At 37.4% G+C, this 13696-nt stretch carries 15 protein-coding genes and 1 pseudogene; 11 read left to right on the forward strand and 5 right to left on the reverse strand.

The window, feature by feature from the left end:
• Window positions 1-158 (reverse strand): annotated as a pseudogene (locus tag ACKI2W_RS07645) (methyl-coenzyme M reductase subunit beta); the annotation flags it as partial.
• 473 nt (window positions 159-631) lie between these two features.
• On the opposite strand from ACKI2W_RS07645, the gene mmp10 reads away from it, so the two are divergent.
• Entirely contained in the window at window positions 632-1876 is a 1245-nt protein-coding gene (gene mmp10 / locus ACKI2W_RS07650; protein ID WP_407380834.1) for a methyl coenzyme M reductase-arginine methyltransferase Mmp10, read from the forward strand.
• Between the two features lie 11 nt (window positions 1877-1887).
• On the opposite strand, the gene ACKI2W_RS07655 is transcribed toward mmp10, so the two are convergent.
• Window positions 1888-2811, reverse strand: a complete 924-nt coding sequence (locus ACKI2W_RS07655; protein WP_407380836.1) for a methanogenesis marker 7 protein — start codon at window positions 2809-2811, stop codon at window positions 1888-1890.
• A gap of 50 nt (window positions 2812-2861) precedes the next feature.
• Complete coding sequence (locus tag ACKI2W_RS07660) at window positions 2862-3380, reverse strand: hypothetical protein (RefSeq protein WP_407380837.1); 519 nt, start codon at window positions 3378-3380, stop codon at window positions 2862-2864.
• A 40-nt stretch (window positions 3381-3420) separates the two neighbouring features.
• On the opposite strand from ACKI2W_RS07660, the gene comB reads away from it, so the two are divergent.
• From comB to ACKI2W_RS07685, 5 genes are all read left to right on the forward strand, one after another.
• Entirely contained in the window at window positions 3421-4119 is a 699-nt protein-coding gene (comB, locus tag ACKI2W_RS07665; protein WP_407380839.1) for a 2-phosphosulfolactate phosphatase, read from the forward strand.
• A gap of 26 nt (window positions 4120-4145) precedes the next feature.
• Window positions 4146-5306, forward strand: coding sequence for a TraB/GumN family protein (locus tag ACKI2W_RS07670; protein WP_407380841.1), 1161 nt, complete (start codon window positions 4146-4148; stop codon window positions 5304-5306).
• A gap of 143 nt (window positions 5307-5449) precedes the next feature.
• On the forward strand, window positions 5450-5662 hold the full coding sequence (locus tag ACKI2W_RS07675; RefSeq protein ID WP_407380843.1) for a DUF1922 domain-containing protein: 213 nt from the start codon (window positions 5450-5452) through the stop codon (window positions 5660-5662).
• Between the two features lie 16 nt (window positions 5663-5678).
• Complete coding sequence (locus ACKI2W_RS07680) at window positions 5679-7001, forward strand: hemolysin family protein (protein WP_407380845.1); 1323 nt, start codon at window positions 5679-5681, stop codon at window positions 6999-7001.
• Window positions 7002-7949 carry a calcium/sodium antiporter gene (locus ACKI2W_RS07685; RefSeq protein ID WP_407380847.1) on the forward strand — a complete coding sequence of 316 codons (948 nt, stop codon included), beginning with the start codon at window positions 7002-7004 and terminating at the stop codon, window positions 7947-7949.
• Here ACKI2W_RS07685 and ACKI2W_RS07690 read toward each other — a convergent pair.
• On the reverse strand, window positions 7908-8783 hold the full coding sequence (locus ACKI2W_RS07690) for a TIGR00269 family protein (RefSeq protein ID WP_407380849.1): 876 nt from the start codon (window positions 8781-8783) through the stop codon (window positions 7908-7910). The two genes, ACKI2W_RS07685 and ACKI2W_RS07690, sit on opposite strands and share 42 nt — an antisense overlap.
• 49 nt (window positions 8784-8832) lie before the next feature.
• On the opposite strand from ACKI2W_RS07690, the gene ACKI2W_RS07695 reads away from it, so the two are divergent.
• Complete coding sequence (locus ACKI2W_RS07695) at window positions 8833-9138, forward strand: MTH1187 family thiamine-binding protein (protein WP_407380851.1); 306 nt, start codon at window positions 8833-8835, stop codon at window positions 9136-9138.
• A gap of 18 nt (window positions 9139-9156) precedes the next feature.
• Here ACKI2W_RS07695 and ACKI2W_RS07700 read toward each other — a convergent pair whose 3' ends face one another.
• Window positions 9157-10263 (reverse strand): DegT/DnrJ/EryC1/StrS family aminotransferase, encoded by a 1107-nt coding sequence (locus tag ACKI2W_RS07700; protein ID WP_407380853.1) that lies wholly within the window; start codon window positions 10261-10263, stop codon window positions 9157-9159.
• Between the two features lie 81 nt (window positions 10264-10344).
• Here ACKI2W_RS07700 and ACKI2W_RS07705 point away from each other — a divergent pair, with 81 nt between their 5' ends.
• The 4 genes from ACKI2W_RS07705 to ACKI2W_RS07720 all read left to right on the forward strand — a co-directional run.
• Window positions 10345-11508, forward strand: coding sequence for a tRNA (guanine(10)-N(2))-dimethyltransferase (locus ACKI2W_RS07705; protein ID WP_407380855.1), 1164 nt, complete (start codon window positions 10345-10347; stop codon window positions 11506-11508).
• Window positions 11509-11700: 192 nt separating this feature from the next.
• Complete coding sequence (locus ACKI2W_RS07710; protein ID WP_407380857.1) at window positions 11701-12177, forward strand: Lrp/AsnC family transcriptional regulator; 477 nt, start codon at window positions 11701-11703, stop codon at window positions 12175-12177.
• A gap of 188 nt (window positions 12178-12365) precedes the next feature.
• Window positions 12366-13304, forward strand: coding sequence for a GTP cyclohydrolase MptA (gene mptA / locus ACKI2W_RS07715; protein ID WP_407380859.1), 939 nt, complete (start codon window positions 12366-12368; stop codon window positions 13302-13304).
• 12 nt (window positions 13305-13316) lie between these two features.
• On the forward strand, window positions 13317-13696 hold a 380-nt coding region (locus ACKI2W_RS07720; protein ID WP_407380861.1), incomplete at its 3' end, for a DUF2120 family protein.

Consider the following 13696-nt stretch of genomic DNA (forward strand, 5'->3'; position numbering starts at 1 on the left):
AGTCCTTCTAAGTTTACTGCAACGGTTCTTTTAACACCTTTAACAATTTTTTGAATTGCAGGATTTCTAAGTGGACTTATAGCTTCGATTGGTACGCCAGATGCAATTTCATTGCCTCTATCATCGAATAAATCGATTTTATCATCAAACTTTGCCATTTTTTCCCTCCTAAATAAATAGAGTTTAACTAATATACCACTCTCAATGGGAATGCTATCCCCAAATTGAGTTAAGCTACAAAGCAAGTTTTTGCAAATAGCCAGCCATATGGTATACAAATTTATCTTTAATTAAGATATAATATAAAGATTACCCTAAGAAATTTTTAGAAAAGTTTATAAAGAATAATATAATTATTTGCATGTAGGATAAATAACACTGAAAGTAATACTTTTAAAAATAAATTAAAACAAGTTAAAATAAATATAAAGAACCTTAAACAAATTAATTTATTTAAAATTAACCATACATATTAAACTTTAATATCAATAGAAAAATCAAAAGATTTCGGCAAAACTAATACTTTTAATCAATTAATACTTTTTATATTTTTTGTAATAAATAATACTTTTTTTAATACTTTTTCATGGACAAATTCATTTATATAATAATAAACACAAAATTTATGATTATGCATGTAGTAGCGGATGTTGGAGGAATACCTGGAAAAGACTGTAACGGATTTTGCAAATACTGTTACTTCAGGAAGGTAAAGGAAATTAAAGTTTTTGGCTGTGCACACTGTCTTCCAAATAAAATTGGATGTGAAAGATGCTCCAAAGGAGTCGCTGATGCTCAAAGCGAATTCAAAAACCCATTTGAAGTGATTAATACCGTTCAAAATGCATTGATGATGAATATGGGAAGAGGCGACATCATTGCAGACATCAGCGGAGGGGGAGACATTAGCTGCTATCCGTATCTTGAAACGCTGACGGCCCAGCTAAACCAGTTTTCAATAAAATCACACCTCGGTTACAGCTGCGGCAAAGGAATAACCGACAGCGATATAGCCAACAGACTAATCAACAACGGTGTTGAAGAGGCCACATTTACCGTGTTTTCAACAGACCCTAAACTCAGACAGCAGTGGGTAAGGGACAAATACCCCGAAGAGGCCCTCAATGCATGCAAAATCTTTTGCGAGAATATTGAACTGACAGGGGCAAGCGTGATAATTCCCGGAGTAAATGACGGGGACGTATTAAGAAAGACCTGTGATGATTTGGAATCCTGGGGCGCAAAGGGATTTATCCTGATGAGATTTGCAAACACATTCAATGAAGGACTGATTCTCGGCAACGAACCAATCCTGAAAGGCCATGAATCACAGCCTGTCGAAGAGTTTGCCCAGCTGGTCAAGGATTTGAACAGCGAATACAACTTCAGAATAACCGGAACACCATTATGCGATCCCGAAACCGGCGGTCCGTTTGCAATAGCCAAAGATGAAAACGAAATATTCCTGCAGTTCATCAAACCGGTCACCGGAGAGGCCACACTAATCACATCAAAAATAGCGGCGCCATTTATTCAAAAGATCTTTGACAAACTTGAAGTGGACAGCGTAAATGTCGTTGCGGTCGAAAAGGAAATAGCATGCCTCATTACAAAAGAGGACTTGGAAAACATTGACCTGAGTGAAATCAAAGATACTGTAATATTGCCGGGCAGGTCATTTGTCCACCAGCTGGATGCCGAAAGAATCTTAAGTAAAGACGGCGTTGAACGTCTTGTAGGTCGTGGCCCCGACACATTGACTGTGGACGGCGAGCTGAGTATAGACATGACCGATGAAAACGTGATAGAAAGAGAACTTGAAGACTTTAACGACCTGGTGGATGCAATCAATTTCTTCGGAATGAGAATGCTTTAAAAAAAAAGAAATTAGTTAGAGTCCTCAACAAGAGAACTTTCACTATTGATTTTAACCAAAATGTAATCATACATTTTAGATTTTTTAATATCAGCGATTTCTGATAACTTTTTACCGTCAATAACGACATTTTCTATTGACTCATGATATTTATCATAATCCAGTTTTACACGTACCCCGTCAAGCTGGGAAGTGACTGGTGTTGGAGAGATAACTTCCTTAATTTCAGGGACCTGATTTTCAATTGAGTTTTTAACAACAATTGCCGGTACTAACGGAGGATCCATGCTCATTTCCTGTTTTTTGTTATTTAAAGTCTGCTCAACAGTTTCAACCAACTTGTCCAAAGCACGAACGTCAGGACCTCTTCTCAATCTCCTAGGAATCCTTCCAAGTCCGCCGACATAAGCATCGGCACCGGGAAGCTCTTCGATAGGAATGTCCGGAGCTCCAGTTACAATTACAGGAATATCAATATCATCATACAGGAAAGCTTTGGTTTTTATGCAGGTTTCAAAACTGCCCAATGCAAAAATAGCTACGTCATGCTCTTCAATCAGCTGCTTTTCCTCTTCGGAAATTCCTGAAGTTCCTTTTCCGTCACCTCTTGCAAGACCTACCATGTTGTCCTTTGCACCGAATTCACGCAAATACTCGGAAATGTCACATGCGGCATGAGGCAGGTGATGCCTTGCAAGTGTCGGAGATACAATAGCTATTTCAGAACCGGCCATCGGAGCAACGGTTAAAGTACCCAATAACTCTTTAGCTTTTTCTTCAATTCTAGGCACATCATTTAACGGAACAGCCATATTCAATACCATTTCCATCTGTATAATATTTTCCTGAAGAATGAGCCCTCCTAAATCTTCAATCAGTTCCTTAATCTCTTCACTTTTGTGGACTCCACCAGTAAATGTTAATGTTTCATACATTTTAATACTCTCACATAAAGTCAATATTAATATAATTTTTCGGTTTCAATCTATATTAATTTTTCCAAAATCGAATATCTCATTTCAATCCTTTCAAAGGGATTTTTAGCCACAGTTGTGTGTGATGGAATTTTTACCAATTTAGCATCGGTTTTTTCCACTTTATCCTCCAGGTAATCAGGATAAATTACATAATCATAATCTTTATCATTTATTTCAAAGCCGATATTTACAATAATATCCCTTAAAAAATTGGAATAGACCCTTACTTTTATATGGGAATTGTCATGACTGTCCAGGTATTTCAGACATAATTCATATCCCTTAAAGAATTCCAGAATTTCATCATCACACAGTTCCTCATTTAACTTGGAAACTTCACGGATGCTTTCAAAAAGCTGTTTGGGAGTGTTCAGCTTAATAGCTAAAGAATTCATCCCGACTTTGCTTTCGGACAACAGTATCGCCAAATCCCCCTCTTCCTCGTCGGGATTCCTGTTAACCTTATAGTCAGTGATACCGGCAAGCCTTACAACTTCCTCACACATTGGTGTCGTAACGATTCTCATAATATAATATTATATAGAACACATCAATATATACTAAACTATGAAAATTACATTGAGTTTTGAGGAAACTTCAAGCAGTGATGTTTCAGTCATGGTTGATGTGCTGAGGGCAAGCTCAACAATTACGGCTGCTTTGGACAAATTCAGCAAAATAATCCCCTGCTTTACGCCTGAAGAGGCATTTGAACTGAAAAATCATACAGGCGGAATTATTGCCGGCGAGCGCAAGGGAGCCAAAGTGGAAGGATTCGACATTGGAAACTCACCGAATGCGTTAAATGAATTCAAAACCGACAAGGACATACTTATTCTGACAACGAGCAACGGCACCAGAATACTTGAGAATATGAACTCCAAAGTACTTATCGGATGCATGAACAATGCAAAGGCAGTTGCCAAGGCAAGCGCTGAACTGGCAAGCGATCATATTGATGTTGTAATGGCTGGAGTATGGGGAAAATTTGCCATTGAAGACTTTCTGGCTGCCGGTGAAATCATAAGCGAAATAAGAGAAATTTGTAAGGATTGTGAAATAAGCGAATATGCCCAATCCGCAATACTTGCAAGCAGAAATGATGAGCTGGTGAAAAAGGCATTTTACGAATCAACATCCGGAAACAAGCTTGCAAATCTGGGTTACAGGGATGATATTTCATACTGCCTTGAAAAGAATTCGACCGCAAATGTTGGAATATACGACAAAAACATTAAATACATAAGTAAGTTAAATATAACATAATCAATTTTTTAAAGAGCGTAATATTAATGAAGCGAGAATGTTTGACTATTATCGGTACAGCACATGTGTCCGCTCAAAGTGTAGAGGAAGTTAAAGACAAGATTTATGAACTTCAGCCGGACAGAGTAGCTGTTGAACTTGATTTGGCAAGATATACGAAGCTTAAAAAATCCATGATGGGAATAGAAGAAGACGATACCATTTCAGTTACCAAAATAATCAAGGAAAACAAGGTAGGGTTATTTTTAGTAACGACAATACTGAGCTATTTCCAGTCCAAGATAGGAGATGAAGTTGACGTTGCCCCAGGTTCAGAAATGGTAGGTGCAATCGAAGCGGCAGAAGATCTGGGAATACCTATTGCGCTAATAGACCGTAATATCAATACAACATTGGAGCGCGCATTGAACAGAATGTCATTCTTTGAAAAAATCAAATTCCTCTTTGGAATATTGACCACAGACACCGAAGATGAGGAAATAGATATTGAAGACTTGAAAAATCCGGATAATCTTGAAGACATGCTTGAAATGTTTAAGGACGAAGCTCCGGGAATATATGATGTTTTGGTCCATGAAAGGGATGCTTATCTTGCAGGAAGCCTTCTAAGGATACCTGAAGACAGAGTCATTGCAGTTGTAGGCGCCGGACACCAGCCTGGAATAAATGCATACCTTGACAATCCGGAAACGATTCCTCCCCTTGAAGAGCTCAACAAGATTGATGACAAGAAAGGAATACCATGGACAAAGATAATCCTTGCACTGATTCCAATTTTATTTGTTGTGATATTTTTTCTGGCTTATTTTAATGGGATAAACATAACCTGGAACCTGTACGAGTTTGTTGCAATCAGCATGATAATGGGATTTTTAGGTTCAATACTCTCCGGATCAAAAATCCAGTCCGCACTTGTCGGAGGATTAGTTGCTCCATTGACAATTATCCACCCATTGCTTGCAGCAGGATGGTTTTCAGGCCTTACCGAAGCCAAATCCAGAAAAGTAAGGCAAAGTGACATTAAAAACTTAGCCAATATCGAAAGCTTTAGGGATTTATGGAACAATAACATATTCAGAATATTGCTTGTCGTTATCGGAACAAATCTGGCCGTCAGCATTGCAACATTGGTGATATTGCCTTCACAAGTCTTTATTCCCCTGTTCATGCAGATATTCGGAGGATAACCTCACCCACCAATTTTTACCTTTTGATTGAAAAACTGATTTAATCGAGAAATAATAACCTCAAAAGATACCAATCAATAAAAAGTTTTTTATACACATAAATAAAATCTATAATATAATCGATATTTTAAGGAAAATTTATTATGTACTATATATTTCGTTGTGACTGCGGTAGAGTTTTATATGCCAAAGAAGGCGTTGCCACCCGAAAATGCGTGTGTGGCAAGACCATAAAAGTCAAAGGTCGCAGAATCTTTAAAAAAGCAGAAACAAGAGAAGATGCATCTCTCGCAGTTCAGCAAATGCAGGACGAAATATATGGAAACACTGGATTCATAAAAGCCAGTGATTTATAGTTAAGGTCTGTTAGAAATGGCTGGAGAAATAATAGAAATAGTTATCATATTAATTTTAATCGTACTTACCGGATATTTATCAATGGCGGAATTAGCCGTTGTGTCGGTTAGAAAAGCAAAAATGCAGAGATATTTAGAAGACGGAAATAAAAACGCACAAATCGTTTTTGACCTGATGGAAGATCCTAACGAATTTTTATCAACCGTTCAAATAGGAATTTCCCTTATTGGAGTATTAACAGGGGCTTTTGGTGGAGTAACGCTTGCCGAACCACTTTCAAAACTGATTTCATTCGTTCCTTACAGCGAACCGATAAGCGTTGCCATAGTGGTTATCATAACAACATACCTGACATTGGTTGTGGGAGAAATTGTACCTAAGGTCATTGCTTTAAATGATCCTGAAAGGGTTTCCCTTAAAGTGGCAAAAAGCATGGTGATTCTTTCAAAAATATCAAAACCTGTTAGCTTTATCCTTGCAAAATCAAGCAGTTTTCTTTTATGGCTGATGAGAATTGAAAACAGAAACGACAATGCAGTTACCGAAGAGGAAATCGAGCTACTAATCGAGGAAGGAAGAGTCGAAGGAACCATCGAACAGGAAGAAGAAGACATCATCAAAAGAGTGTTCAAGCTTGACGACCAAAAGGTCGAATCAATCATGACCCCTAGAAATGAAATCATTTGGGTTGATTTGGAAGACCCTAGAGAAGTCAATAAAGTCAAGATTATGGAAAGTAAAAGGTCAATTTTCCCAATAGCTTCCGGAGAACTGGATGATTTTATAGGCGTTGTTCAGGCAAAGGATATCCTTTCATTAATGTTCAGCGATGATGAATTTGACATTAATGCAATCGTCAAGGAACCTTTGGTTGTATCCGAGAATCTGGAAACCCTGGAACTTCTGAAAGAATTCAAGGAAAATCAGGAATATGTTCACATGTCCCTTGTTGTTGACGAATTCGGAAGTGTTGAAGGTCTGATTACGTTAAACGACCTTTTGGAAGGTATTGTAGGAGATATTCCTGGAATAGATGAGGATGATGACCCGATAGCTACCCAAAGAAATGACGGTACATGGCTGATTGACGGCAGATTTGGAATTGACAGATTCAAGGAATTATTTGACATTGATGAAGTCTTTCCCGATGAAGAGGAGGACGGATTTACCACCCTTGCCGGTTTCATATTAAGTATCAGCGGTACTGTGCCTGACGTTAATGACAAATACCAATGGGAAAGGTTCTGCTTTGAAATCGTTGATTTGGACGGACATCAGATAGATAAGATTCTTGTAACCGATTTAGGTGAAGACTATATCAATACAGAGGAAGATTAGATGGATTTCGTTAGTTTAGGCATTCAGGTTGTTTTGCTGATTGTAGGTTTCATATTATTAATCAAAGGATCAGACTTTTTTGTTGACGGTTCAAGCAATATTGCATCAATTTTAAAGATTCCTACATTAATCGTTGGTTTAACCATTGTTGCATTCGGTACGAGCGCTCCTGAAGCGGCAGTTTCAATCACTTCATCATTGGCAGGCAGCAATGCTCTGGCAGTAAGTAATGTTATTGGAAGCAATCTGTTTAATATCCTGCTGATTATAGGTTTATGTGCACTTCTCAATGAACTTGAAATTGAAAAGAAAGTGTTGAACACCGATTTGCCCTTTTTACTGATTATTACAGTTATTGTATCAGCATTTATCCTGTTCGGATGGAACATTTCAAGAATTGAAGGTATTATCTTACTTGTTTTAATTATAATATACATCATTTACCTTATTCGCAGTGCAGGAAAATCACAGGAATCCCAAAATGTTGAAAAACCAAAAATGGGCCTTCCAAGAAGCGTGGTTTACATCATCGGAGGTATTGCCGGAATCGTTATCGGTGCAGACTTCGTAGTTAACAGCGCATCATATATAGCAATGGCATTTGGAATGAGTGAAACTTTGGTAGGTTTAACCATTGTTGCAATAGGTACCTCTTTACCTGAACTTGTGACCTCACTCACCGCTTTAAGAAAAGGTGAAACCGAGCTAATCATAGGAAATGTGATAGGCTCAAACATCTTCAACATTCTATTTGTGCTTGGTGCAAGCAGTGCAATAAGTCCTATTGTTGTAAACTCAAATATGCTGATTGATGTCGTGCTGATGATTGCAGTTACATTATTATGTTACATATTCGCCAGAACACAGGATAAATATGATAAAAAAGAAGGATTTGTGCTTGTAGCCCTATTCATCGCATACATGGCTTTCGCAATTCTGAGAAACTAAATCCTTAATCTCACAGGCCTTGCAGACAGCAGATGAAGTAGGCTCTCCGCAGATTTCACATTCATTCAGATGTGCGGGAATGTCATTTTCAAAGACCAGAATCTTTTTGAATGACTCCATTATATTATTTTTTATACCAGGATAGGCATCCTCATTAACATTCAGAAATTCCTTTATTTTAGCCCTTAAAGACAGATGAGAGTAAGGACATTCATCCAGATGAATGTTAATATCATTTAAAACGGCCCACATACCGACCTCCTTTTCAGGAGTGTTCCATAAAGGCTTGATTCTTGGAACCAGTTTCGGATGAATCACATCAAGCTCCGGACCGAATTTGGAGAATTTTATAGTATCTCCCCTTGCAAAGCTCATTAAAAAAGACTGAATTTCATCATCAAGATTATGTCCTGTTGCAATTTTGGAAGCTCCAAGCTCATATGCTGTTTTATTTAAAATGTTTCTTCTGAAAACACCGCAGGGAATGCATGCGCTTTTAAAATTAGTATAAATATCATCCAAGGCAAAACCTTCATCTTCAAGAAAAGACTTTTGAATGAGTTCAATGCCCAAATCGGAAGCGTTTTGAACAGCTGCATCAATTCCATGAGAACGGTAACCTTTGATTCCTTCATCGACACTGATTGCCACCAAATCAAAGTCCAGAATATCCTGATATCTTTTTAGAGCATGCAGTGTCAATACACTGTCCTTTCCTCCGGACAATGCGACAGCTATCAGTTCGCCTTCCCTAATCAGTTCATGTTCTGAAATCAGATTATTGATTCTTGAAAAAATCATCTGATTGAATTCATCCTTATCGAATTTTGCCATAACAAATGATTTATAATTAAATCAATAAATAACTTTTTGGAGTGATAATATGATTACATGTGATTTTGCAATATTGCCTGTTGGATGCGATTCAACCGAATGTAAGGATTATGTGGCTGCCGCAGTTCAGGTGGTCAAAGATTCCGGACTCCACTATGAACTGACCGGAATGGGAACGCAGATAGAAGCTGAAGATTTAAAAGAACTGTACGATGTTATAGCTAAAGCGCAGGAAGCTGTTTTTGAAGTCGATGTTGGTCGTGTTTACAGTGTGATAAAAGTGGACGACAGACGTGACAGGCCAAATAGAACATTGGATGCGAAAATAGAAACTGTAGAAAAAATATTAAAGTAAAAGTCAAATTAATGACTTTTAATCCATTTTTTTGGAAGCTGTTTTAACTGCTTCGATTACCAAATCCAAATCATCACTGGTTAATGACGGATGAACCGGCAGGGAAATTACGCTGTCGGCTACCTTCTCAGCATTAGGACAATTTCCGCCAAATCCTAGTTTTTGATAAATAGGCTGGTTGTATAATGGTATCGGATAGTGAACGCCTGTTCCGATTCCCTCTTCAGTTAAAATGTCAATCCAGTCATCTCTGTTTCCTTTTTCAACCCTTATGGTATACTGGTGATATACGTGTGTTGAGCCTTCCCTTGCATAAGGAGTGATGACTCCATCGACATCGGCCAAGCCTTCATTGAGGTAAGCAGCATTTTCCGCTCGTTTTTCGTTGAATCCGTCGATTACCTTCAATTGTGCAAGACCTATGGCCGCTGAAATGTCAGTCATTCTGAAATTATATCCTATATCGTCGTGGTGGTACTTTACGCGTGACCCGTGGGCTCTGAAAATATGTGCTTCCTCAACGAACTCTTCATTGTTGGTGGTAATCATTCCGCCTTCTGAAGTGGTCATGTTTTTGGTCGGATAGAAACTGAAACAGGCCATATCCCCCAAACTGCCCACTTTTTTGCCGTCAAATGTTGAACCGTGAGCCTGGGCGGCATCCTCAATTACAATCAAATCATGGTCTTCGGCAATGTCGCAGATTGCATCCATCTCTGCAGACTGACCGTAAAGCTGTACAGGCATTATTGCTTTGGTCTTGTCAGTAATCAATGCTTCTATGGTTTCAGGATCCAACGTATAAGTTTTTAAATCAATGTCACCGAACACCGGTTTTGCTCCAGTGTAAACAATGGAATTGCCGCTTGCAATGAATGTGAATGGAGTGGTGATTACCTCATCGCCGGCGCCTATGCCTGCTGCCAGCAGTGCAACATGCAAAGCTGCAGTTCCGGAATTTGTTGCAACACCGTAATCCGCATCAACCCATGATGCAAATTCCTTTTCGAATTGGGAAACTTTCGGACCCTGAGCAATCATTCCGGATTTCAAAACTTCAACCACATTGTCTATTTCTTCCTGTCCTATAATCGGTTTAGCTATGGGAACTTTAATATTTGACACAATATCACCTTTTCAAACTATACTAATATTTAAGTTTAATAATATTTAAAATAATAGTAACTGAATTTAAAAGTGATTAACTTGGACGATTATAAACTTAAAACAATAGAAGAAGGATTGACAAAAATACAATTCCCAGAATATGAAAAAGTTTCATCAGATGCACCTGTTTTTTATAATCCGCAAATGGAGCTGAACAGAGACATTTCAATTTTAGCCCTCCAGACATACCAAAAAGAGCAGGGAAGGGACATCAATATCTGCGATCTGTTTGGAGGAAGCGGCATAAGGGGTGTTCGCTATAAAAACGAAATTGACGGTGTTGGACAGGTTTACATCAATGACATAAGCGAACTTGCCAATGAGTTTGAAAGGCACAACGTTGAGCTGAACGGCCTCAGCGATATTGAAATACACCAGCATGACGCAAGTTTGTTTTTAAGAAGCAACCGTGGAGAATTTGATGTTATCGACATCGATCCTTTCGGAACGCCATCCCCGTTTCTTGACTCAGCAGGTTACTGTGCCCGAAGAGAATCACTTTTATGCGTTACTGCAACAGACACTTCAGCCCTCTGCGGAACATACAAGGAGCCCTGCATACGAAAATACAACTCAAAGCCGTATAAAAGCGAGTACTGCCATGAGACAGGAATCAGAATACTTGCGGGATTCTGCGCATTGACATTGTCCAAGTATGCCAAATGCATTGAAGTGTTACTGTCACACAGCACTGAACATTATATGAGATTATACCTGAAAATTAAAAAAGGTTCAAAAAGAACAGACGAAACCTTAAAAAACATAGGATACATCAGCCACTGCAGAGAGTGCCTATACAGACAGACTTCAAAAGGCCTTGCAACCTCAACTCCAGACATCTGCCCTGAATGCGGTGAAAAATTAATCCAGGCAGGCCCGTTATGGTTGGGAAATATCCAAAACAGGGAATTTATCGAAAAAATGATTGATGAAGCCGAAAACAAACAGCTGAATACGAAAGACAAATTGCTGAAACTGCTGAATTCCTGCCTGATTGAAGCTGAAAGTCCGGCCACATTCTATGATGTTCATGCAATATGCAGGTCTTTGAAAATAAGCGCACCGAAACTTGACCTGATTTTAAACACTATTCAGGAAAATGGCTTTGAAGCTAAAAAAACCCATTTTCAGCCAACGGGAATTAAAACTGATGCTTCAATAAGTGAAATCAAAAAAGTTTTAATGGATTTAAACAACATATAAATATGTAATAATTAATTAAAATATATTCATAAATTTTTGTAAAATAATGGATAAAATCCAAAACTTCAATATTAATCTAACTTTTAGTATTGAATAATGGAAAAATAATTAAAAAAAACAATAAATTTTAAATATATCAACAATATTAAATTAATATAAAGATTGTATTATATGTAAATGGGGGAATAATGTTTGGTTAAAGAAAAAGATAATATAGTAAAACTTGATGATACAGACATCAAAATACTAAAAATCATAAATAAAGATGTTAGAACATCATACAGACAGATATCAAGAGATTTAGATGTTTCCGTTGGTACAATCCACAATCGTATTGACAAAATGGTCAAAACAGGAGTCATTAAAAAGTTCTCACCCGTCATTGACCATGAAAAGTTAGGTTTCGTCCTGACTACAATTATTGGAGTTAGAGTCAAAGGAGGAAAACTCAAAAATTGGGAAGAAAAAACCTTCTTCAACAAGAATGTTGTGGGTATTTATGATGTTACTGGAGAATACGATGCATTTTTAATCGCAAAATTCAGAAACACAAATGAATTAAATGCATTCATTAAAGAATTGTTAAAAGACCCAATTATAGAAAGAACATACACCCAGACCGTTCTTGACGTGATTAAAGAGGACATGGGTTCCTCAAACATATTATAAAGTAGTTTCAACTACTTTACTATTTTTTTTATTATCTTTTTTAAAACGCTTCAAACATTTTTCAGAATAATGTAATAAATATTTTTCATTGTTATATTGATTTTACAAAATTGAAGCAATAATCATTTAACTATATAAATGAAAAAAGTAATAAATAATAATATTTAATTTAAAATGAGGTTATTAAATTGGCAGTTTGCTTACCCGATACTCAAGACGACGCTCCGAGTGTGCCTATAAAATTAACCAGAGTAGGCGTTACCGGAGTTAAAAAATTATTACAACTTGAAAGAACAAATAAAAGACCTATAATTTTATTACCTACTTTTGACGCATTTGTAGATTTACCAAGTGACCAGAAAGGGGTACATATGTCTAGGAACCCGGAAGCCATTAGCGAAGTTCTCGAAACTGTTGCTGAAGACTCCAGCGTAGATGTCGAATCATTATGTGCAAAAATCGTAGACAGAATGATGACCAAACACGAATACGCAAAACGTGTTGAAATCTCAATGACTACCGATTTTATGTTTATGAAGGAATCTCCTGTTACCAAGAACAAAACTCAGGAAATGGCTCAGCTAAAGGCAAAAGCCGTTGGACTTAGAGATGACGAAGGCAACATTGAGATTAGAAAAAGCATTGGTGCCGAACTTATCGGAATGACTGTTTGCCCATGTGCACAAGAGTCAGTTAGAGAATCAGATAAAAATAAACTATTGGAATTTTTAGATGAGGAAACTACACAAAAAGTACTTGATACTGTTACTTTTGCTTCACACAACCAAAGAGGTATTGGAACATTACTGATTGAAGTTCCAGAACATAAAAATGTTAAAGCGGAAGACCTAATTGACATCATTGAAACTTCAAGGAGCTCACCAGTATGCGAATTACTTAAAAGACCAGATGAGAATGCAACTGTAATGAACGCACACCAAAACCCTGTATTTGTTGAAGACTGCGTCAGAAACATGATGGAAAAAATCGTCAACAAATATTCTGATTTCCCTGATGACACATTAATTACTGCTCGTCAAGAAAATCAAGAAAGTATCCACAGACATAACGCTTTTGCAGAAAAAGTCACTACCCTTGGTGAGTTAAAAGAAGAATTAAATCTTTAAGGATCTGATTTAATGAAAAAAACTTATGAACTCGCAGGTCAGGTAATGGGATTTTTTGATGCATTCAAAGGATCAAGACCTGCAATAGACAATGAAAGAATTTTAATTGTAAGGGGAAGATCAAGAAAAGTTCTGCCGTTGGACGAATTCGAATCCAAAATCATGGAAATCGGTGAAATTCTTGGCGGTACAGAAATCACAAATTCAGAAAAGATTTCAGAGATACTTGAAATCGGTGATAAAAACATCCAAAAAAGTGAAACCACTACCGAACATGTAGATAATAAGGGATTCACAAGAATGAAAGAGGAATTGGAGTCAATGGGACTTGTAGTTGAATATAAAGTCTTTGAACTTCCTAATTTTGATGTGATTATCGCAATTTGGGAAGA

The sequence above is a fragment of the Methanobrevibacter sp. genome (genome assembly GCF_045603845.1).
GTDB lineage: Archaea > Methanobacteriota > Methanobacteria > Methanobacteriales > Methanobacteriaceae > Methanocatella.